General features: G+C 53.9%; 21 protein-coding genes. 7 read left to right on the forward strand and 14 right to left on the reverse strand.

Going from position 1 to position 21,417, the window contains the following annotated elements; all coding sequences use genetic code 11:
• Positions 1–219 precede the first annotated feature (219 nt).
• From AC2FFD_RS15805 to AC2FFD_RS15825, 5 genes are read right to left on the reverse strand one after another with little or no spacing between them, the layout of a single operon-like run.
• Positions 220–627, reverse strand: coding sequence for a hypothetical protein (locus AC2FFD_RS15805; protein ID WP_496873526.1), 408 nt, complete (start codon positions 625–627; stop codon positions 220–222).
• 1 nt (position 628) lies between these two features.
• Complete coding sequence (locus AC2FFD_RS15810) at positions 629–1,336, reverse strand: ABC transporter ATP-binding protein (RefSeq protein ID WP_496873527.1); 708 nt, start codon at positions 1,334–1,336, stop codon at positions 629–631.
• Between the two features lie 4 nt (positions 1,337–1,340).
• On the reverse strand, positions 1,341–2,477 hold the full coding sequence (locus AC2FFD_RS15815) for an ABC transporter permease (RefSeq protein ID WP_496873528.1): 1,137 nt from the start codon (positions 2,475–2,477) through the stop codon (positions 1,341–1,343).
• On the reverse strand, positions 2,474–3,628 hold the full coding sequence (locus tag AC2FFD_RS15820) for an efflux RND transporter periplasmic adaptor subunit (protein WP_496873529.1): 1,155 nt from the start codon (positions 3,626–3,628) through the stop codon (positions 2,474–2,476). The genes AC2FFD_RS15815 and AC2FFD_RS15820 overlap by 4 nt, the downstream gene beginning before the upstream one ends.
• On the reverse strand, positions 3,625–4,239 hold the full coding sequence (locus AC2FFD_RS15825; RefSeq protein WP_496873530.1) for a TetR/AcrR family transcriptional regulator: 615 nt from the start codon (positions 4,237–4,239) through the stop codon (positions 3,625–3,627). Before AC2FFD_RS15825 ends, AC2FFD_RS15820 begins: the two co-directional genes overlap by 4 nt.
• Positions 4,240–4,650: 411 nt before the next feature.
• On the opposite strand from AC2FFD_RS15825, the gene AC2FFD_RS15830 reads away from it, so the two are divergent.
• Together AC2FFD_RS15830 and AC2FFD_RS15835 are read left to right on the forward strand one after the other, a co-directional pair.
• Positions 4,651–5,007: a hypothetical protein gene (locus AC2FFD_RS15830; protein WP_496873531.1), complete on the forward strand. Its 357-nt coding sequence runs from the start codon at positions 4,651–4,653 to the stop codon at positions 5,005–5,007.
• 29 nt (positions 5,008–5,036) lie between these two features.
• Positions 5,037–6,158, forward strand: coding sequence for a DUF3800 domain-containing protein (locus AC2FFD_RS15835; RefSeq protein WP_496873532.1), 1,122 nt, complete (start codon positions 5,037–5,039; stop codon positions 6,156–6,158).
• Between the two features lie 55 nt (positions 6,159–6,213).
• Here AC2FFD_RS15835 and AC2FFD_RS15840 read toward each other — a convergent pair whose 3' ends face one another.
• The 7 genes from AC2FFD_RS15840 to repA all read right to left on the reverse strand — a co-directional run bounded on the left by AC2FFD_RS15840 (position 6,214) and on the right by repA (position 14,893).
• Entirely contained in the window at positions 6,214–7,716 is a 1,503-nt protein-coding gene (locus tag AC2FFD_RS15840; protein ID WP_496873533.1) for an argonaute/piwi family protein, read from the reverse strand.
• Positions 7,706–10,495 (reverse strand): SIR2 family protein, encoded by a 2,790-nt coding sequence (locus AC2FFD_RS15845; protein WP_496873534.1) that lies wholly within the window; start codon positions 10,493–10,495, stop codon positions 7,706–7,708. The genes AC2FFD_RS15840 and AC2FFD_RS15845 overlap by 11 nt, the downstream gene beginning before the upstream one ends.
• Positions 10,496–10,809: 314 nt before the next feature.
• The gene (locus AC2FFD_RS15850) at positions 10,810–11,091 is read right to left on the reverse strand and encodes a type II toxin-antitoxin system RelE/ParE family toxin (protein ID WP_496717080.1); all 282 of its coding nucleotides are present in this window, start codon (positions 11,089–11,091) and stop codon (positions 10,810–10,812) included.
• Positions 11,088–11,444 carry a CopG family ribbon-helix-helix protein gene (locus AC2FFD_RS15855; protein ID WP_496873535.1) on the reverse strand — a complete coding sequence of 119 codons (357 nt, stop codon included), beginning with the start codon at positions 11,442–11,444 and terminating at the stop codon, positions 11,088–11,090. The genes AC2FFD_RS15850 and AC2FFD_RS15855 overlap by 4 nt, the downstream gene beginning before the upstream one ends.
• Before the next feature lie 23 nt (positions 11,445–11,467).
• Positions 11,468–12,562, reverse strand: coding sequence for a helix-turn-helix domain-containing protein (locus AC2FFD_RS15860; protein WP_496717078.1), 1,095 nt, complete (start codon positions 12,560–12,562; stop codon positions 11,468–11,470).
• A 178-nt stretch (positions 12,563–12,740) separates the two neighbouring features.
• On the reverse strand, positions 12,741–13,709 hold the full coding sequence (gene repB / locus AC2FFD_RS15865) for a plasmid partitioning protein RepB (protein WP_496873536.1): 969 nt from the start codon (positions 13,707–13,709) through the stop codon (positions 12,741–12,743).
• Positions 13,709–14,893 (reverse strand): plasmid partitioning protein RepA, encoded by a 1,185-nt coding sequence (repA, locus tag AC2FFD_RS15870; RefSeq protein ID WP_037317392.1) that lies wholly within the window; start codon positions 14,891–14,893, stop codon positions 13,709–13,711. The genes repB and repA overlap by 1 nt, the downstream gene beginning before the upstream one ends.
• 884 nt (positions 14,894–15,777) lie before the next feature.
• Here repA and AC2FFD_RS15875 point away from each other — a divergent pair.
• From AC2FFD_RS15875 to AC2FFD_RS15885, 3 genes are read left to right on the forward strand one after another with little or no spacing between them, the layout of a single operon-like run.
• On the forward strand, positions 15,778–16,029 hold the full coding sequence (locus tag AC2FFD_RS15875; protein WP_496873537.1) for a hypothetical protein: 252 nt from the start codon (positions 15,778–15,780) through the stop codon (positions 16,027–16,029).
• Positions 16,030–16,032: 3 nt separating this feature from the next.
• On the forward strand, positions 16,033–16,290 hold the full coding sequence (locus AC2FFD_RS15880) for a type II toxin-antitoxin system ParD family antitoxin (RefSeq protein ID WP_108862330.1): 258 nt from the start codon (positions 16,033–16,035) through the stop codon (positions 16,288–16,290).
• A complete protein-coding gene (locus tag AC2FFD_RS15885; RefSeq protein WP_170486510.1) occupies positions 16,287–16,631 on the forward strand; it encodes a type II toxin-antitoxin system RelE/ParE family toxin in 345 nt (114 codons plus the stop codon). Before AC2FFD_RS15880 ends, AC2FFD_RS15885 begins: the two co-directional genes overlap by 4 nt.
• A gap of 37 nt (positions 16,632–16,668) precedes the next feature.
• Here AC2FFD_RS15885 and AC2FFD_RS15890 read toward each other — a convergent pair whose 3' ends face one another.
• A complete protein-coding gene (locus AC2FFD_RS15890) occupies positions 16,669–16,935 on the reverse strand; it encodes a hypothetical protein (protein WP_480681531.1) in 267 nt (88 codons plus the stop codon).
• Between the two features lie 470 nt (positions 16,936–17,405).
• On the opposite strand from AC2FFD_RS15890, the gene AC2FFD_RS15895 reads away from it, so the two are divergent.
• Complete coding sequence (locus AC2FFD_RS15895; RefSeq protein ID WP_050605729.1) at positions 17,406–18,071, forward strand: hypothetical protein; 666 nt, start codon at positions 17,406–17,408, stop codon at positions 18,069–18,071.
• A 4-nt stretch (positions 18,072–18,075) separates the two neighbouring features.
• Here AC2FFD_RS15895 and AC2FFD_RS15900 read toward each other — a convergent pair whose 3' ends face one another.
• Positions 18,076–19,185: a transporter gene (locus AC2FFD_RS15900; RefSeq protein ID WP_170417865.1), complete on the reverse strand. Its 1,110-nt coding sequence runs from the start codon at positions 19,183–19,185 to the stop codon at positions 18,076–18,078.
• A gap of 236 nt (positions 19,186–19,421) precedes the next feature.
• On the opposite strand from AC2FFD_RS15900, the gene AC2FFD_RS15905 reads away from it, so the two are divergent.
• Entirely contained in the window at positions 19,422–21,416 is a 1,995-nt protein-coding gene (locus tag AC2FFD_RS15905; protein WP_496873538.1) for a heme lyase CcmF/NrfE family subunit, read from the forward strand.
• Position 21,417: the final 1 nt, after the last annotated feature.

Below are 21,417 nucleotides of genomic sequence, written 5' to 3' on the forward strand. Positions count from 1 at the left end.
CCGACATTGACCGTGGCTTCAGGTTGCCGCGGAGCGGCCTGTCAAACCGATCGTTCGCTGCAGGCGCAAAAACTGTGGCTGGCCAAACTCACACACGCGGGACACTGCTAATGCCCGTTTGTCCTAAGCGGTGAACTCCCCAGTGGCATGTCGTAAGGAAGAGCTTCAGACGGTTTTGGCGTTGCCTAAGGTTGAAGCGCCATTTCGCAGGCTGTCCTATCAGGATCGGGGCGCCCGCCAGATATGCACCCAAGCCACAACGGAAATGGCTAACCAGACACCCGTGCGCAAGGTCATCGCGCCGAGGGTGCGCATCTCATAGGCATTGCCTTGCAGCACATGAGCGCCGAAGGCCAGAAAAACCAGAACGGTGGCAACCAGAATGCCTGTTGATATCCAGGCCGCTGACCGGTGCCGTAGAAACAGTCCAAAGCCGGCCACGACATAGGCGAATCCTGCCAGAAAGTTGAACCACAGCACGAAGGGCACTGCATTACCAACGGCGGCGCGTGCTTCATCGCCACCAAACAAGGCCCGTCCGCCTGAGAAAACAGTCAACGCGCCGAACACTATTGCCACGCTCGCCGCTATGTTCAGGGCGCGGTTGCCAGGAGTTGCATTTTTCATGTCACGCCCCTTCCGTTCCATCAAGTCGACCGTCGCGTAAGTGGAACAGCTTGTCGAACCGGTCGTAAATCTTTTCATCATGCGTCACCGCGATGATGCAGGCGTCTTGCTCAGCTGCGAGCTTGCGCATCAGGTCCATCACGATCCCGGCCCTCTGGCTGTCAAGCGCCGCAGTTGGTTCATCTGCCAGAATGATGCGCGGGCTGTTGGCAAGGGCGCGTGCGATGGCCACACGCTGCGCCTCACCTCCGGACAGAAGCGCGGGCATCGCATCCCTGCGGTGACCGACCTCCAGATAGTCCAGCAGTTCGACAGCGCGCCTTTGCGCCTCGACCGTCGATTTTCCAGCCAGTTTCAGCACCAGAGCAACGTTATCTTTGGCATCGAGAAATGGCAGAAGATTATGGAACTGAAAGATAAACCCGATCTTGTCGAGCCGTAGCCTACGCAAATCGTTTCGCAGCCATTGCTTGTCGTAAACCACCTCATTGTCCAGCGTAACCTTCCCCGTACTCGGAGCAATGATGCAGCCAATGACATTCAGAAGCGTCGTTTTACCCGATCCAGACGGGCCGAGTAGTGCCACCACTTCGCCCGCCTCGACTGACAGATCAACACCCTTCAGTGCGTCGACACGTGCACCGCCCTCGCCAAAGTGCTTTGAGACATTGGTAACATCTACAATCACGCGGCGCGGATCACTGAGCATGACGTCACCCTCCGATTGCCTTGGCCGGATCGACCTTGAGTGCTGCACGAACGCCAAGGCCGCTGGCGACGATGCAGACAATGAGGATGATCCCTGCCAGCGCGATGGCGTTGATCGGCTCCAACACAACCCGGCGGGGGAAGTAGTCTTTGACAAGCAGGATAAGGATCAGACCGAAACTCCAGCCGACCGCACCAAGTGCAATGGATTGCTGCACGATCAGCCCGATGATCGTGCGGTCGGGGGCGCCGATCAGTTTGAGTGTGGCGATCTGCTTTAGCTTCTCCATGGTCATTGTGTAGATAATCAGCGCGATCACAACGGCTGAAACGGACAATAGGATGCCCAGAAACAAACCTATCTGCCGCTTTGCCCGGTCCACCACAGACATCAGCAAGATAGACTCCTGATCGGCTTGTGTCAGGGCCCCAAGATGTTTCCACTGCCGCACGGACTGCGCCACTGCATGTGGATCAACATTCGGCTCAAGCCTTGCGATCACAGCTGCAACACTGTCCTGACTTTCGAGCAACCCTGCGCCACGCGCCTCCTGAACGCGTTGCGCCGGCGGGGCCAGTTGCGTCTGCAGCACCTGCGCATCGCGCAGGGTGATGAACGCTGCCGGATCACCGGCGGAATTCATCGTATCCTCGACCAACCCGACCACAGTGAAAGGATCGCGGCCCAGTCGGATCACTTCGCCTACGGACAATCCGGATTTGGCATCGGCCACGATCTCGAAATGGGACTGGCTGATCCCGCGCCCAGCCGAGATTACTTCGGGTCCACCGGGATGACCTGGCTCGTATCCGATCACGTAAAGGCGTAGCGTTTCACCGCGAAAGGGCGCCTCGACGGTCTGGTAGCTGATGCTACCCGCTTCGGCCACACCATGCAATCGCACCACGGCATCACGGGTGCCGTCGGGAATTTTCGAGGCTTCTGCAAACGGTCCGCGTGTACCAGATTCAACAATCCAAAGATCTGCTCGCGGTGCTTTGACGATGTTCAGCGCGTCCGCAACCAGCCCATTGTAAATACCAATCATTGCCAGCACGACCGCCATCAGAAGGCTGAGGCCGAGGCAAGTCAGCATGAAGCGGAACAGATTGTGACGCACATCGCGGTAGGCGAGGTTCATGGCGCATCCCTCTCGACGACCCGAACCATGCGCCCCTCAGACAGCCCCTTAACGGGTGCCAAGATGACCTGCGAGCCGTCGGGAATACTACCGACCAGTTCGACCCGCGCATCCTCGGTCCGGTGACCGAAGACTGCCGACACCTGATGCGCACGCCCATCCCGCGCGACCCATATAAGACCTTCATGCCCGTCAAAACCGGTTATTGCGATCTCGGGAACCAACATCGCATCGACCAGCTCTGTCACTGTGATCCAAACTTCGGCCTGTTCGCCAAGAAAAACCTGTTCCGGGCACCGATTGCATGCAATCCAGACCCGGCGTTCTTCGTTCACCCGGTCACTTTCTATACCGATCCGCGCGATCTTGCCTGTGAAGACCTTATGCGGCAAAGACCGCAACCTCACTTCGGCAACTTGTCCGAGTTGCAGGGGCCCGGCCCTCTCTTCATCAATGTAGGCCAAAGCCCAAACAGTGTTCGGGTCCAAAAGGGTAAAGATAGGTTCACCAGCGACAACAACTGTACCTGCTTCCACGTGGCGCTCAACAACGACCGCGTCAAATGGAGCCCGCAACACATGATGATCAAGCAGCACACGCTCGTATTGCAGGGCTGCCTTGGCGTCACTGTGCATGGATTTGGCAACCTCAACATCACTTTCTGCTACGGCCAGATCAGCGGCTGCAACATCGACATCCCGCTGCGCCTCTTCTGCAGCCTGAGTCGAGACGGCATTGCGCCCGGCAAGTTCCTGCTGGCGCGCATTTGTCGACTGCCGTTGCGCAAGAATGGCACGCGCGCGGATCACATTTGCCTCAGCCTTGCCCAAAGTGGCCTCTGCGGCGGCAATCCCGGCTTTGGCGCGCGCGACTTTTGCTTGTTGTTCCGTCGGATGAAGCCGGGCAAGGACTTGCCCCGCTTTGATCGTATCACCACTGTCGACCGAAAGTTCTGTCAGCGTGGCACCAACTTCAAATCCGACATCTGAGACGATCCGGGCCTCGACCGTCCCCAGCCCATAAACACGAACAGGGACATTCTTTTCAATTGCGGTTGTGGAAACACTAACCGGGCGCTCTGTAAGGACAAGCCAGCCAAAGACGGCGAGGCCGACAGCAAGGGTAACACCGAAGATGATACGGCGGTTCATGGCGAAACCTCTGTACTTGCTATTCGGAATAGCCGCATCTGAGCGTCGAGCAATCGGTGCCCTTCGGATTCCAATGCGAAACCGCGTTTCCCCAGAGTCCAGCGGATCGCCAACCCTTGTACCAGCGAGATCAACAGTAGCGCTCCGTCTTCAGGCGGCAGGTTTGTGTCGAACAGGCCCGCTTTCTGTCCGTTGGTCAGCTCGATGGACAGCAATGCGACCAATTCAGTCATCAGCGTAAGAACAGCTTGCCGGAGATCGTCGTTTTCTACCTGTAGCTCGCGCGAGAAAAGAATAGACGGGATGGCCGGCATAGTCTCGATCTGGTGCAATTGAGCCGAAATCAGCGCTTTGATCCGCTCTGCCGGATCGGCAGATGTCCTAAGCGCGTCACCCCACGCGGTTCGGAGGCGTTCAGAAATCTCGTTAGCTACCGCCAACCATAAATCCTGTTTGGTCGCGAAGTGCCGGAAGATTGCGGGCTGCGTCAGCCCGACTGCATCAGCAACCGACTGTGTGGTCAGGCGATCAGGGCCCAACTCGTCCGCGAGGCGCAGCATGGCTTGTACGATCTCGGTCTTGCGTTCATCTGCGGGCTTACGTGTAGGCATTGCGTACCAAAATGTTAGTAACTACTCACTAACTATTTAAGGCGAGATACCCTTACCGTCAAGCGCATCTGCAGTTGATTGGGGCATAGGGGATCGAAAATGGTCGCATCGCATCCATTAGGAGCGAGAAGATCGACAGGAAAATAGCGGAAAGAGCCATATGACTGCGCAACACCTATAGTCGACCTTCATGAAAATGCGGTATCAAATAGTTTGGGCTAAAAGCAGAAATCGGAGCCAACGCGACATTAGCCAGAAACCTGTATTCCTGGCGACGTGGGCGGCCCAATCCGGTCTTTCGGCCCTACCAGTTTTGCTGCGTTGCCGCACACTCGAAGCAGACATCCACCGCTGCCCCTTTCTTCATGTCGCTGGCATGCCTATCTCAAATTGAGACTATTGGAGGAATGAATGGCCTTAACAATGAATATGGACTCGGCAAAGGCCGAGCTCTTACTTCGTGCAGCTCTATTAGATGATGCAAGTAACGTTGCTGAGCGACTTGCTGCTCTCAGCGCTGAAATCAGTGTCGACGATGATGGTGAAGCCTGGATATCCCTTGATATGGACCTTTGGCCGGAGGGCAAGGACTCACCCGAAGCTGAAGCCATTGGAAAAATGCTATGGTTAGAAATCGAGTGGTCGTCGACATCCGGAACATTCCCTTTCGCCTGGCCTGGCCTTGGCGAACACGTCTACAAGACCAAAGACTACTTCAAAATGGTGCTTGATGCCTACGGTGGTCAAAAACCCACCGATAACGCTTAGGTGGGCTAAGACAGAAGGACGCCAATAAATTGTACTGCTATGTCGACGAAAGTGGAAATACTGGCAACAACCTGTTCGATGCGGCCCAACCGGTACTCTACTATGGGCTGCTCACGTCGAAAACAAACCTCGACGTTACTGCTGAGCCGCTTCTCAAGGCACTGCGTGCAAAATTGGGCGTTGACCGATTACATGCAAACGAACTGGGCGTTGCTCGATTGTCCGAAATAGCGACCGATCTTGCGCGTTTCGCCTTGAAGCGTGACATCCGCTTCTCACTATATAAGGTTGCAAAGCCTGACCATGCAGTCATCACATTTTTTGACCAGGTTTTCGATGCTGGAATGAATGAAGCTGTTCCATGGCCTCACTATTGGACTCCCTTACGATACGTCCTCACATTTAAGGTGGCCCATCTCTTCGATGAAGAGACCGCGAAAGCTGCGTGGGCTGCTAGGCAAGAGACCAATCCCGCAAGGGCGGCAGAAGCCCTTCAAAAAATCTGTTCTACGCTACTTGAACGTGTTCCCAGTTTGCCAGACACCCGTTCTCAAGAGCTGGTCTCAGGAGCTCTGAAGTGGGCGAGCGCTAACCCGTTTGAGATCAGCTACGGCTCAGGCAACAAGGACAGCGCTCTGCAAATTTCGCCGAATTTGGTCGGCTTCCAACAAGTCTTGCAATACATCGCGATCCAGGCGCGCAAGCAATCGAGGACCGTCCGAAGCATCGTGGTTGATCGTCAGACGCAGTTTAACAAAGCGCAGGCAGAGCTTTCAGATATCTATCGAAAGTTGAGAGGTCACAAGCAAAGCATGGGGCCTGGCATGCCGGAAATGGACATGACCAACATGCCGGACATCCCGCCAACGTTCTCTCCTGGCGATGAAAGCGCAGGCCTTGAATTGGTCGACGTAGTCCTCTGGGTCGCTAAGCGCAAAGAAGACGGTAAGCCGGTTTCTCCAGAACTTGCACAAATGTTCAATGCCTTCACGAAGAGAGGTTCCACTGACGAGGTATCTCTCGCAGGTCTAGATCGACGTTGGAGATTCCTCGTCGATCTTCCCGAGCCTGAAGGCCCGATTCCGGACGAGTTGGCAGCGAAATTTGAGGAGTGGGAAAATGATCGAAAGAAGGCTGTGAGTGATTGTTGACCAATGTTTCATGGCGAAAGGTGAAACGCGTCTCAGCAATGTAAGGTTCCGCACACTAAACAAAGTAGCGGAAAGATGTCTCCTCTGGATCCTCGTCACCAAACTCCGTCAAAATTCCTCCAACCCGTCTGGCAAATGACATCGTTATGGGATGCCTACCTTTCAAATCTGCCGTGTTCCAATTCATACGCGTGAGGTTCAACGCGTCTCGTGCAGCAATTTCTAGGTTCTCCGTTGTCACACCGCGTATCTCAACCGGCTGCGGAATATGCGGTCCGGGATAGGTCCCAACCTCCGGAATCAGCCCCGTTGTGTACAGAAACGTGCGAGTGTCATTGACTGAAAAAACAGTCCCAACTTTCGGCGGATAAGTTCCAAATCTGAATAGACGCAAGGGACTGGGTGTCAGCGTAATCAGGCTAACGATTGGTATGTCTGCAAGAGCTTGTTGGAAGCCTTCACGCTCGTCGTCGTCGAAATCGCTTGTCTTGTGGACGACAACCCTTAGTGGCGCCGCACCCGTTCGAAGACGATACTCGGAAATAATCCGTTCTCCTAAGTCGAAAGCTTGTTCATAGGACAAGTGTACATTCAGCGCTTGTCCAGGTTCGACCGGAACTCCGCCTCCCCTAATCGCGAAACCTTCGCCGTCGCTTGAGAAGGCATGCGCGAGACTTGAGCGCACGATGTGAGATTTTGCCCTTTCAACGTGATGGAATGTAACCCCCACAAAACACGTTTGCGGACCTTCTGGCCTGAGCCGCCATGGCACCCCCCCAGACTTGTAGTACAAGCCCACGCTGAAGTTCCAAGCCCGTGTCGCAGGATCTTCGCTCTCGTTCGTTTCGTGAAGTAGTTTTCGTGTAACGATTTGAATCGGTAAGCGATACTTAAGAGCTTTGGCTTTAAGTGCGTTGTGTAGATCCCTTTTGATGAGATCGTCAGGCCCTTCTTCAACAGTTTCGAGTAAATCCAATAAGTCGAGTTGGCGAGACTTTTGCCTCTTTGCAAAACTCTTTGCGACGGCTTTGGCTTCGTCAGAGAGCTCCTTAGTCACGTTTCCTGCCCTTTCTCGCACTTCGGGAGGAATGCAGACCAAAACTATATCGGGGCGATTGATTTCGCGCGATGCAAGCTGTTTCAGGGCATCATCATATAGCCCCAAGACCTTAGTGAACCGTACCAGCGGCTCGTCCGATCTTATCGCGTCAGCTATTAGATCCCGGCCTTCGCTACCGATCCTTATGGTCATCAAATCAGAAGTAACGATTTTCTTCCGAAAGACTGAGGAGAACCCGTCGAATGAGCGGCGAAGCTTACTGCCTTCGCGCAGGGCACCGATGCCATCTTCGCACCGGTCCAGCCATGCAACGGCACTATCAATTAGCTCGCCAGGTCCGACCAACCCAACCGATATTTTGTCCGGTCTTGCGCTTCCAAAACGCATATCGAAAGGCCCAGCTGAGAGCAGTCCTTCCTTAAGATCAGACCCGCTAGCTGCACCGCCAAATTCCAATATGGGGGAAGGTAACTCTGATACAGACAAATCAATCGTCATCTGCATTACCCTCCGCAGATTCGGTTTGGTCTGCCAGTTCGTCATCTATCAGCGATGATAATTGATCAAGTTCCTCTGCCAGCTCTTGGAAATCGTCAAACTCACCAACATCGTCTTCACCGAATGCGAACGCACTCTCCTGGTAAGAAGCCGTAGGAAGCCGCGCATGCATGCTGATCGTCGGCGCAAAGTCTTCTACCGTTGCACCACCTGAAGGCCTTAGTGCAAACAGCTCGCTATTGCCTTCAGCAATCATAGACATCCAAAACGTTGCATCATTGTGAGCGTTGGCATTGAAGTCTTTCGCAGCTCGCTTGGTCGAAAGAACGTTTGTCTTCTCGCGATTTATGAATTGTCCGTAGCCGTTCCTTGTGAAGGCATAACCGGATGTTAGAGCCAATGCCCAATCGGTGCCAAAGTCCATGAGCCTGAATTCCAGCGCTTTATGCTCGTACCAAAGGATGCTCTGATCTTCGCTCTTTCGCCTCGGACGAACTACGGTTCGCGTCGCCTTTTTAAGCCGTGCACGGTAAGTGATTTTTCGTTCTTCTTCGTCGTCCGTGCGAGTGTAGTAAGCGCGCTTATGTCGATGGTCGTAATAGAGTCCAATATTGCAAATGTGACCGACCACGAAGTTGTTAAGAAGTTTCACAAAGACGTTTCGACCGCCCTCATCGGCAACGAGTTCATCTAGCGAGATCGCCTCAATGTCGCCTGGATCAAAGGGGGTAAGATTTTTGTCAGAGAGGGATGCCAAATCGTAAAGTGTATAGAAGCGGCCATCAAAGACGTGCCCGGGTGGGCACGGCATATCGGCCTTTTTAGCGCTTTCGATGACCCGCCAGGCGGCAGACTGAGTACAGCCCGCGTGCCAGATCATCTCTGGCAAATGTGAAAACGGAACTAAGTTTGAAGCAAATCTAACAACATCATTCGATGCTGGAACCGCTGTCTTTGTAATGTGGTCTATTGCTTCAGGGCGCGCTTCAATGACGACCTGGAAAGCCTCGTTGTCAGAAATCGTATCAAAGCTTGCAGTACCGTTGTTGGCAACAGTTTCGCGCCAAAGATCAGAGAGACCTGAGCCCGTATGATCCATCGCGCCACCACCATAGAAAAGGTCGGCAATGACTGGGTTACGGTAACCCTTTAGGTTGCGTCCGCCGTTCTTAATGAAGCTGTCGATCGATTGTTCACCAAGTTTTGTTGCTACTTCTGGGACCAACCCCCCAGGGCTTGTTGCGACAATTCTGTTTGGCGTGACAGAGACTTTTACTGTCTCAGGTTTGCTGTAGTCTCGGTGAGCAAGCGAATTTACCACCATCTCTTTGATCGCCAATGGCGAGTATGATCGGACCTGCCTCGAGGTCTCTTCCTTCAATCGAAACTCACTGTTCACCCTAGACAAAACGTCCAATAGAGCGTCCAGCTGCGCCCAAAGCGACCCTGAAACGGAAGACGTCATTGTTGCCGTGTCCTCACCGTCGCTAGTAAAGTCGACGTCATCACCAAAGCAATCTATTAGCCATTCTCGCGGCCCGCTGGCTACAAATTCAATGGTGGCAGAAGGAACGTGCCGTTCAACCGACTTACCAAAAAGCAGAACACCGGCCAAAGTCGGTTCTCCGCCATCCGGTGTGGATCTAATGAGATTGAAGGCTTCGGCAGTTTCCAAAGTCCACCCCTCTTCATAGGAATCGGGCGTCCACTGCTTCAGGAACTCACTGTATGCCTTTAGTCTCGTGAACATGAAGACCATGTCCAAATCATCCAAGGTCGCACCGTTACATGGAGACATGTCATTTAGGGGTACGAGCGTACTAGAGGAGGATGTAGGAACTGCAGGACGAACACCTTCCTCCCTCAAATGGCCCCAAAGCTCTTTCGAGAAGAGCTGATCAAAACCTTGAATTGGAACGGTGGTGAAGTTGCCTCCGAGGCTGCTGGCCAACTCTTTGACTTTCGAAGCCAAAGCATCAGCACCGTCCGCTGAGCGAGTACACCAGTAGATCCCATGCGGAAAAGAGTGCGCCGAGGAAATTTGGCTCAGAAACAGGTTATCCATTACAGACTGTTCATTGCCACGATATCCAACCACAATGATCGGATGATCCATTAGCATCGGCTGAATACGATCGACAATCTGACGGTCGAGCGTTCGAACTTCTTCGTCGAGGTTCTTGTCAGTATAGTGATCAACCGACCCGTGAAGGTATATTAGTTGAGGGTCCCTCGGCGAAGACGAGAACATAACCAGATCTGAAGCCGTCTTAATGGACGTAATCTGGTGTGGTCGGCCGACCATGTTCTTTGCCTTTTGTAGGCACTCATCAAAGTTGGTCGTAAGGACCGTCGTTACCCATCGTTGATGGAGTATTTCGGCTAGGCTTAGATAGCCTTCACGAGGGTCAACAGCTGGATTAATCAACGCCCTGAAGAACTGACGGCGATCTTCTGAGACGTTCAGCAGGTGCTTGACCGCAGATGGGTAAAGGTCCGCTAGGTTCTTGTCCTGATCGAACCAGTGTTGCTTAAGCAACCATGGCCAGTAACTTGCCCGTGTCACCGTTGGGTCATCTATCGACCGATCATTTTCAAGACACCATTTAAATTTGACCATTAGCTCAACTGCAGTACCCGCCGCTGGAACACCGGACGTCACAGAGGCACCAGCACCGATCAATATGATTGGCTCTGGTTTTGAGCGAAGCAGCGTTCGGAGCCTGCCTGCTGTAGTAATGGGTATCGATCCTTTGGGATCGTTTCCAACAATGGACATCTAGAAGAATCTTTCGACCTTGTCTCGACGACCTCCATTATATAGCGAATGCGGTTGGAAATCACACCAGATGTGGGAAAATTTGTTCGCAGAAATTAATTGCCGGGAGTTAAGCAAGTTTCGTTTTTCTCCGATGTAACGAATGCGCAATCAATGTCCGCTTTGCAGAATTCCGTGAGATTTGTTGACCCCGCAGCGAACTTCCGGTTTCCGCCCGTCTGTTCAGAATCTAGCGATCTAACAGCAGAGTAGGTTCGGTTGCTTGCCCGCCCCTACCCTGCCCGCTTGATGCCACCAATTTTAAGCTTCTGGTTTCAGTAATCCGCGCCCTGCCGGGTATCCCATAGACGCAGAATTTCTATCTGAGCGGGCATTACGCGATAGATTAGCGTGAAAGGGGTTCGCGGTACTGAAAGCTCCCGTATGTCTCGGCGTGTGTCACTCGGGTGACCTGCATAAGGGTTGGCTGCAAGAGTAAGCTGAATGGCTTTGAGCTGAGCTCGTGCCCTTTCGCTGCCTTCAGGAAAAACTGACGTGAAGTAGTAACGGAACCACTGAATGTCCCGGGCCGTATCTTCGAGAAATACTATCTTCATTGGCTATTGGATTGCCCGCTTGCTACCGGAGCCGAAAGTTCATTCTCGGTATCCCAGCTGTCTATCCAGGCATTCATTTCGTCTGCCGTGATGAACTTGCCTTGGTCTGCTTTTTCAACAGCAGCATCAATAGCTGCACGTTTAGCGGCTTTGGATTCTAACATCATTCTAATTGCCCGTACGGCGAGTTGTGCAGGCGGTCGATCTTCGATTGCAGCTTCCCGTTCCAGGGTCTTTCTCAGGTCTTCATCGAGACGGATTGAATATGGGCTGGTACTCATCGCAATCACCTGTTTCCGTACAGTATTACAATGTAATACATTGGCATTCAATTCACAATAGACCGATGGCATGTACTGCACCTATTGTTCTGAACTCATGAGCGTGAGGAGATATCATGGGTATGGCCTGCACTTCCGCGGACTTTTGAACTATGCGCCAACAATGCGGTTGGTTGCATATCTCCCCGATCGATTTTCGAGATCAGTGAGATCAAATAAGCTTGGTGAGATTTTATATTCTCAGCTCGTTGAAAAATATATCCGAGCACCATGAAACGGAGAGCTGGGCCATATGTCGATTTCATAGCATACCAGGTCTGACCAAATCGTAAGTACTCGGCGATATCGTCCATAAGCCGGTCACAATGCGACTGATCCCGGGCAAAGCGAAGTTCCGAGCACAAACGTGGAAAGCTGCGCTCCATTTGATCTGGAGAAACTTGAACCTGAGAATGTTTTTCTTTTTTAACTATCGGATTCAAAGAGTCCTCTTTGTGCCCCTCAATTTTATGGTCATAGGCCCTCATTTTTTCGGTATGAGCCGGTGTTATCTCTGAGATTTCCACAGAGATTTCAGCCAGAAGTTTCCGGAGGACACGCGCATCCGGCTTACGGCGCAGCGCATTGCGCACGGAGGTCATCAAATCTGTGATAGAGCCACCGTCTGCTACAAGCTCTTTCAGACGAGCCAGAGCGGCCGATACCTTGTCGCGGAGTAACGTGAATTCGAGAACGCGGTCAGCATGCTTCTGGGCTTCCTGGAGGAACTCAGCATGCCTTTCAGACAATGGCATCAGGGAAAGACCGGTCGCTGTGACCACCCTGCCCTGTCGGTCTCGGCGTGCCCAACGTTTACCATTTGAGCTCATTACGCGTCGGACAATCCCAAGCTTGGCCAGAGTCGAGATATGACGTTCAACAGTTGGAACGCTGACATGGGCTCGTTTGGCAATCGCGGCGTTGGATGCGAAGCAGATATGCTCATCATCCTGATCGACTGAAATCTGATCTCCTTGCAAAAAAGAAATCATTGCTCTTAGGACGTTGAGAGAAGTGGACTTCAGCCCAAGCGGCTCTCTCGCCTCTTCAACGGCTCGAAGAAGAATCCATTTCTTGGGCGTATAAATCCCCTGCCCTGTCGCGCTCGACAAGGTTGCTCCTGACGGAGCCATTGCTGTCACTGTTTTCATGAGTTTATGTCAGCAGACAAAAAATACCCGTTCGCTCAGGAGCGTTTTTTCTTGTATGGCGATTCGGGGACTGCTAGATTCTAGGTGTCTAATCTAAGAATTGCGCTTAGCGCAGCAGCCCTCGAAGCTCCGGTTTCGGGGGTTTTTCTTTGCTTGCCTTCCTCCTTTCTGCTCGTCCTCAGTTATTTTGCTTGTTGTTTACAGCTGTAAACTCGGCGTGTGATCTCTTGATGATTTTCGTCAGATTTATGTCCAACCACTCAGCAAAATCCGCGTTCGAACCTGTCTTTCTAACTGACAATGTAAGAGACCCGCTGCCGGACTTGATAGTCACGCCATCAATGGGGCTGGTTTCACCAACGCCGTCTTTTTGTCGGGCACCACGTTTTGCGGCCGTTTTAAGTAGGGTTTCCAGCCGGTCATCTGAGGAAACCGATGGCTCGACGGCTTGAAGCAAGTCCGTTGCGTCTTCAATTGTCAGCTTGCCTGCCAAGAAGTGCTCAGCAAGTGCAGTCCACTTCGGGCGGCCTGACTTTGGAGCTGCGCCGATCATTTCTCCGACCTCAAAAGGAACGTTTTGCGTGACCTTAGTAAGGTGGGACAATCCTGATGCTGACAGGTTCAGAACTCGTTTCACCGTGGCTGTATCATGCCCAGCGGTCTGAATTGCTTCCGCAAAGCGAGCTTTTTCGTAGAAGGACAGGTTGCGCCTCGCTGCGTTTTCAAGGCCTTTGGCAAGGAGCGCCGACGCATCGTCGATATCTTGAACATTGGCGCGAACTTTGATTTTGAGCTCACGACATGCTTTGAGCCTTCTCCTCCCATAAATCGCCTCGTAACGACCTTCGGTTTTCGACTTCCGAACGAGGATGGGCACTTGTTGACCGCCGTCTTGGATGCTCGATTTCAAACTCTCAAAGCTATCGTCATCTTCATCAGGGTTTACAGCTGTAAACTCACCAAGCCGATCAATCGGTCCCCAATCGTCTATGAGAGATGGGTCAATTTCCCTAATTGCGGCAAGGGATCCTTGAAGCGCACCGAGAGCAGGGGCGTTGGCTCTTACCGGTCTGTCTGCGGTCTTAGATCCGGAACGTGCAATCGTGCTCGCTATACCCGACATTTCTTGAAGAGATTTTCTAGCCATTAGCTACGTCCCCATGCTTGGTGGATCATTTGCTCTACCTCAGAGCCGATCGCATCCATTGAGTTCTTTGCCCGGTCATAGGTTGCGCGTGTCATTTCCGAACGCACAACCTCGTAGATCGACTGCTTGAGCATTGTTGCGTCACTGATCGCAGTGCTCTTCAGAGCCGTTGCTGACATAACGCGGTCCTGAAACAGTGCTCGCATGAACGAAGCCAGCTGTTGAGATGGAACGTCTGTTGGCTCGTCACGTGTTATAAGGAACTTGAAGCTGTCGTATTCGAGAGTGGCGCCGGCGTCTTCAATGACAGCCATATAAGCACCAGCAAGTTCGAGAAATTGAGCTGTCGAAGACACGTCCAACATAGAAGGTGTTAAGGGCACGAGCAAAGAACTGGCGGCAGCCATCCCCGCGATGGTTAGGAACCCGAGTTGTGGTGGACTATCAATAAGAACAAGGTCAAAATCGTCTTCCACTTGGGCCAGAGCATTCCGTATTCTCGTAAAAAACGGATGGTCAGGGTTAGAGTGGACGGCGGATTCCGTCTCAAATTCAGAAAGAACAAGCCGTGACGGTGCCACAGACAGTCCGGGGAAATATGTCGGAAGCACGACATCTGCCATATTAACCGGGTCTTCATAGCGAATGGCATCGTATATCGTTAGCCCATCGAACTCGATTTCAGGGCTGATGCCGCACATGGATGTAAGCGAGCCTTGGGGGTCTAGGTCAACGGCCAGCACACGGTATCCGCGAAGCGCGAAAAAATGAGCCAGATGAATTGTTGTAGTGCTTTTGCTGCTACCGCCTTTGAAGTTCATCAACTGCCAGACTTGAAGTTTCTCTCCTTCCGTCCGGCGAGGGATGTAGCGTCCTTGTTTGCGCGAGGTCTTCTCAAGCGTTTCACGTGCTTCCCAAAGCTCTTGCGCAGTATAGTAGCGTCGACCGCTTCGCACGTCTTTTGGTTCAGGAATTGTACCTTCTGAGTGGACCTTGCGCATGAATTGACCCGAGACGCCCAAAAGTTCGGCCGCTTCTGGTGCTGCGAATGTGCGTAGTGATTTTGTGTTGTCAGGTGCAAAGGCAGCAAGAAGATGCTCTCGGATAGCCGAGTTCAATCTCTCGGAAATTTCCGTGGCGAGTGCCGATGGTCGATCTGCCGTAAGTGGTGTCACGGGAATCATGTAGTTGCCTCAAATTAAAGAATGTGGTCATTTTCGCGCCACTTGAGACAAACAGCCGTGATTCACTGCCCTAAGTCAAGAATTTTCGCCTATATTGTGGGCTGCGCTGACCGGCAGACTACATGCGCTTTGTATCAGAGCAGGGTGGTTTACAGTTGTAAACCCGGTAGAAGAGAATTGTGGGCTCTCAAATCAGAGGTGGATCTTCCGCAGATCAAGCAGGCATGCGCGTGAAACTTCTCTAAATGCTCCGCTTTGAGTGGAGCATGTCCTGCCGAAGGCTGTGTCATGAATGAGCGAGGTGCGTTGTAAGAAGGGTATCAGGGAAGGTTAGGGGGTTAGTTGAGCTGATTGGTTGAATCACACCCCAACAAATCCGCAGCCGGGTTCTGGGCGATATCGACGCCGTCATAGCATTTCTGAGCCAGTGCGATAGGTGCAAACCGGTCTTGAGCGGTGCGCCGTCCTGCGCGGCTTGGGTCAGGAAGCCCGAGCGCAGCCAATGCGATGAGGCATAATCCTTCGTAGTCCTGTCACCTTCAATCGGTGTTTGACGATCTGGGCGATGGCGTCCAGGTTAAGGGGGCGTTTCCGCATCCAGCCAGATTTCGAGACCGAGTGAAACAGGGGGTTGTCCTCGATCTGACCCACTTTGCTCCAATGCACCAACGGCTTCGCTGCGCGGCCCTTGCGCACCAACCGTGGAGTCTTGTCTTTTTGGGTGGTCTCAACTACCAGCAGCGACAATTAAATCATGTAATTCTCGTTGAATTCCTTCAGCGACACATCCCCCAAAAAGATCCCGCCGATCACCGAACGCTGCCATCTACCCGAGGTCAGCCCAGTAACAGGATGATCCGGTCACGGCTGTCCCGGCACGAACCTTGAGTGGTGACCATCTGCTGTTCGAGAATATCACCGGTAATCGGATGGGCGGTGTTCGGGGCAAGGAGGTCGGCCCTGTGTTTGGAATTTGCGAAAGCGTAGGGGCGATGGTTAACCTTGCCACGGCGGTGAGCACTTATTTGCTCTGTCAGGCCGGCAATAAGAACGGCTTGATTAAACTACCGGGTGTGGAAACTTCAATTGTTGAACAAGTACCTTCGTTGGCATATATTGCCAATCAGGAGGCTTAAGCCATGGTAACCCGCAATGTCGTACTTACAGAAACGCAGGATCAACTGGTGCAGGACCTGGTTGCGTCCGGTCGCTATCAGAACGCCAGTGAAGCGTTGCGCGCTGGTCTTCGTCTTCTGGAGCGGGAAGAGGCGGGACTTGTGTCTCTCAGGCAAGGCCTGCAGGAGGGCGTAGCCCAGGCTCAGGCAGGAGATCTGGCAGAAGGCGGCGGTACGGATGCGATCCGTCGTGCCTTTGTAAGGGCACGAACCAAAGCGTGACCAAACCCTTTCGACTGACACGCCGTGCTGAAGCCAGCCTGGTGGAAATTGCCCGATGGACCATCGACAAGTTTGGACGGCATCAAGCCGATCTTTATGAACAAGAACTGATAGCGCGCTGTCTGGCCATCACGGAGGGCAGGGCGGCCAGCCGCAGCTGTTCTATATTGGTAGAGGAGGCAGCTGATCTCAGATATGTACGGGCGGGAGAGCACTTCCTAGTTTACCTGGATCAGCCGGACGCGGTGATCATTGTTGATATCCTGCATTCCCGCTGCGACCTGCCGCGACATGTTTCCGCGCTGGCCACGTTAACGGATGCGACAGGAAACAAGACATAGGCACAGCAGCCGGAGTTTCCCTCAAGCTGGGAATTCTTTAAGTAGTCAGTATGTGCTCACCCCAATAGATCAGTCGCCGGGTTATCCGCGATGTCCACATCGTCGTAATATTTTTGCGCCTGGGCCAGTCCAGCGCCACACCAAACCGCGCAGCCTTCCAGGCGGTGATGTAGAGCAGGTCGCGCTCATAGGCCCTGAGCGTATTGGCGGGCGTGCCGCGGATATAGAGATCCGTCAGCGCGTCCTGATCTGCGACAGAGAGGGCAGGGGAGGCTGCGGGGAGATATGCGGCTGGTGGCTTCATGAGTGTCGATTTTCCCTAACCTGTAGACTGCTCTTGCTTGTTTTTATCGGTTTTCATGGTTGGCCTCATGCTGAGTTGGTCCTTTAAGTGTAGACGCGGACTAAATTTGTGCGGGTACTTGTTTACAAAATTGCAGGTTACTGTGCTGCATCTAATAAGGTTTGCTGCCGGAGCAGGGCAGGGGTCTATGGGTTACGGACCAAAGCCATCACGAGTCCAGTGGTTAAGGAAAACCGACAATGTACCCATTCTGCGCCCATTTCCCGGCAAAATCAATCAAACGTGATAAGGGATACTTATCGAGTGTAACTTGAAACTGATAGCGCAACAAAAGTAACGAGCAAAAGTAACAGATTTTGCGCGTAAAGTAGGTAGAGGGCTTGCGGAATAATAAAATCGGAGGTTCTGTCGCAGGTCTGTAAACCAATTGGCATCGACATTGCGCTGGAACCGTTGGCAAACTAAATGAAATGAACAGATATTTTGCCACTGAATTGCCTTTCTGGAAGTTTGCCAGAAACACGCTGATCGTCAGTTGCCTTGCGTTGTTTCCGCTGTTGGCCATCTTCGTTTTGCGCACGCCGGGCTTTGCGACGCACCTCCTGAACAGTGGTCCCGCGTTTGTTCGGTTTTTGCGTCAGGTGGTGACGAATGGGTTGCCGGTCGTTTTCCTTTTAAATTATCTCAGCTTTTTTCTTTTCGCCGTTGGGGTAAGGGCGCGGGGCAGGGGGGCCATCCCGGCCCGGTATCTGCTAATTGACCTGCTGCTACGGGCCGTCCTGTTCATCGCGCTGCACGCGCTGATCTACGCGCTTTCGGCAGACTGGTTCGGGTCTTTCGGCGGTGATCCCGTAGTGGCGTTGCGGGTAGTCGGTCCGACGCTGGTACGCTCCGCCTACTTCGAGAACATCTCAGGCGTTTACCTGTACGCCACGCTGGTCGGAGCGCTGCCGCTATACCTATCCGTCGTTCAGAGCCAGATCGCCCACGGTACTGGATTTGCAGCCCAACTGGCACGTCGCGTACCTGGGCGCGGCGGACCTGTGACATTGGCCCTGCTACTGATGGCGGTGTCAGTGGTCGTTCTGACCACCGCGGCGGCGCTGATTGTCCGTTTACAGTCGGTTTGGGGCTGAAGGGTCAGAACGCCCTGCGTATCGCGAAGGAGACTGCGTAATCGCGTTCAAGCTGGGGCCCATCCAGATCTTGATACACAGGGATCACGCCCTCGATACCCAGGCGCGTGCCCGCCAAAACGCCCGACCCCGGCACAAGGTAATTCACTCCGATTCCGATACTCAGAAACTGGCCGCCGCGCAGGGTCGGATCAGCGGTGGGCACCATGCCTGGGTTCAGGCGCGCATCCGACCCGTCAATGTTTTCCACGATGTCGCCGACCACCCGCAACGAGGAGCTGAACTGGTCATTCCAGCGCCGTGCACCCCAAACTGTTGCTGAATAGACGTCACCCAAGGTGTAACCGGCATCATTCTCACCCATCCGGATCACGGCGGCCAGCTGGGCGCCCCAAGACCAATCCGCGTTCTGGCCCGTATAGGTGACGCCCGGCAGCAGGTCGTAGGTGCCTGAACCCAGTTGCATGGGGTAGGGCAGCAGCTGGTCCGGCCCAGCTGGCGTGGTGTCGGTCTCGTCTATCGAGCCAGTCGGCAGACTGAGGCCAAGAGATAGTTCCAGCACCTGCCCGTCGGATTTGTAGATATCATATCCGCCGATGATCTTCAGATCGCCAAACCCCTGTGCCCTGGTCTTAAAGGTCTGGCCCATGCGGGTCTGGTGCTTCATCGTCTTGCGGGTATAGGGCAGCATCGCCATCACCGAGATCTCGTCGGTCACACCGTACATCAGGCCGACCATCGCCATGTTCATGCTCATGCTGAGCGGCGCGATCGGATACTGCGACAGAACGTTCGAGGTAGACAGCGACTGCGTTCCGGTACGATTTCCGTCCATCTCCATGTTCATGTAAGAGAACACAGGCATCAAAACACCCTCGGGTGGATGCATACCGCCAACGACACCCGTTGGCGGCACCGCGTCGGGGCGCATCATCCTGGACATGCTTCCCATACCTGACATGTTGCTGGAGGCTTGCGGGTTCATCGCCACGTTGTCAGCCGGACGGGTTTCCGGTTGGGCCATGGCAGTTGACCCAAGGCTCAGCCCCCCAGCCAGTATTACAGCCTGGAGGCGTTGCCAGACGCACGTAATCTTGCTGTTGCTCCGTGTCATGATGCCCTCGTGTTCGTTTGTTTCCTGAGTCCCTGCCCTGAAAACAAAGTGTTCGGTACGTCCATCGGTGAAGTCGAAATGGTGGGGGTCTCCAGCGCTGGAAGGTCAAGGCCGCCGGCCAGATTTGCGCTCGTCAAGCATGCATCAGCCGAAGGGGGTGCGGCAATAATGCGCTTGACCCTCCAGCGCTGGATTGTCGGACAAGGCCGCAAAACCGGAAATCCGGAGGGATTGGAATGATACCGGAAATCGGGCAGTTCGCCCTGGCGCTTGCCCTGGCCGTGTCCTTGGTGCAAAGCGTATTTCCCTTGATTGGAGCAGCACGGAACAATGTCATGTGGATGCGATCGGCATCTGCGACCTCGGTCCTACTGACAGCGCTGGTTGCTATCGCCTTCGCCGCTCTGATGTGGTCCTTCGTGGTCAGCGATTTCACTGTGCTAAATGTGGCCAGCAATTCTCATTCGCTGAAACCGATGCTTTTCAAGGTGGCTGCGACCTGGGGTAGCCACGAAGGGTCGCTGCTGTTGTGGATTCTGATATTGGTGATTTTCGGGCTGGGTGTGTCTCTGTTGGCTCGGAACATCCCACTGAAACTCAAGGCGCGCACTCTGGCAGTGCAGGCCTGGATCAGCGCGGGGTTCCTGTCATTCATGCTGTTCACCTCGAACCCGTTTGACCGGGTGTTTCCGGCACCGCTGGATGGTCAGGATTTAAATCCGCTGTTGCAGGATGTCGGCCTGGCTATGCACCCGCCGTTCCTATACCTGGGTTACGTCGGCTTCTCTATCGTATTTTCTTTCGCCGTGGCTGCCCTGATTGAGGGGCGGGTCGATCCGGCATGGGCGCGGTGGGTCCGACCCTGGACATTGGCGGCCTGGGTGTTTCTGACACTTGGTATCGTTCTGGGCAGCTGGTGGGCCTATTACGAACTGGGTTGGGGCGGCTGGTGGTTCTGGGATCCGGTCGAGAATGTCTCGTTTATGCCCTGGCTTGCTGGCACAGCGCTGTTCCATTCGGCCATTGTGACCGAAAAGCGCGGCAGCTTCAAAAGTTGGACGATCCTACTGGCCGTTTTGACCTTCTCGTTGTCCTTGTTGGGGACATTCATTGTCCGCTCAGGCTTGCTTACATCGGTCCATGCGTTTTCGGTCGATCCCGAACGCGGCATTTACATCTTGGCGCTGTTGGCTGTCGCGATCGGTGGTTCATTGACGCTGTTTGCCATACGCGCACCGGAGATGGAGGGCGGCGGTCTTTTTGCCCCGATCAGCCGCGAGGCCGGTTTGCTTATTAACAACCTGCTGCTGGCCACCGCAACGGCGACGGTTCTATTCGGTACGCTTTATCCGCTTTTGCTTGAGGCTGTGACAGGTGAAAAGATTTCGGTTGGACCACCTTATTACAACGCCAGTTTCGTGCCGATCATGCTGGTTCTAGTCGTTGTAATGGGGATTGGGCCGCTGTTGTCATGGAAGCGGGCGGATTTGCGCGGTGTTCTGTCCCGGCTCAAATGGGTGGCCGGGGTTAGCCTGCTCGTAGCGTTGCTTGTGTGGTATCTGGATACCGGCGGCCCAGCCTTGGCGGTAGTGTCGATCGGCCTTGCGGTTTGGTTGCTGGGCGCTGTGCTGACAGAGTGGGCCAGCCGAATTAAGCTGGGTGAGGCACCGTTGGCCGAGTCCCTGCGTCGGGCCCGCAGCCTACCGCGTTCTCATTACGGCATGGTCGTGGCCCATGCGGGGTTGGCTGTCTGTATGATCGGCTTTATCGGGTCCAGCGCTTGGAAATCCGAGGTCGTGACTTTTGCCGAGCCCGGAACACAGATTGAGATAGCAGGGTTCGACGTGCGTTTTGACGGTGTGGAACAGCTTCTCGGTCCGAACTATCTGTCTCGCGCGGCCACACTGACGGTATTTCGCGATGGCGCTTATGTCACCACGCTTCAACCCGAGCGCAGGGCCTATCTCGTGGCGGGTACCAGTACGACCGAGTCAGCAATTCGAACGACGTTGGCAGGGGACCTTTACGCCTCAATATCGGAACCGGCGGCGGAATCAGAACAGAGCAAATGGACCCTGCGTATCTTGTATGAGCCATTGGTGGTCTGGATCTGGATAGGTTCAGGATTGTTAGCATTTGGTGGTGTCTTGTCACTCTCCGATCGGCGTCTACGCGTCGGTGCACCACGAAAACGGACTGGGCAGAGCTCCGTTGCGGTGGCGGCGGAGTAGG

The organism is Ruegeria sp. YTSC002, from assembly GCF_059609845.1.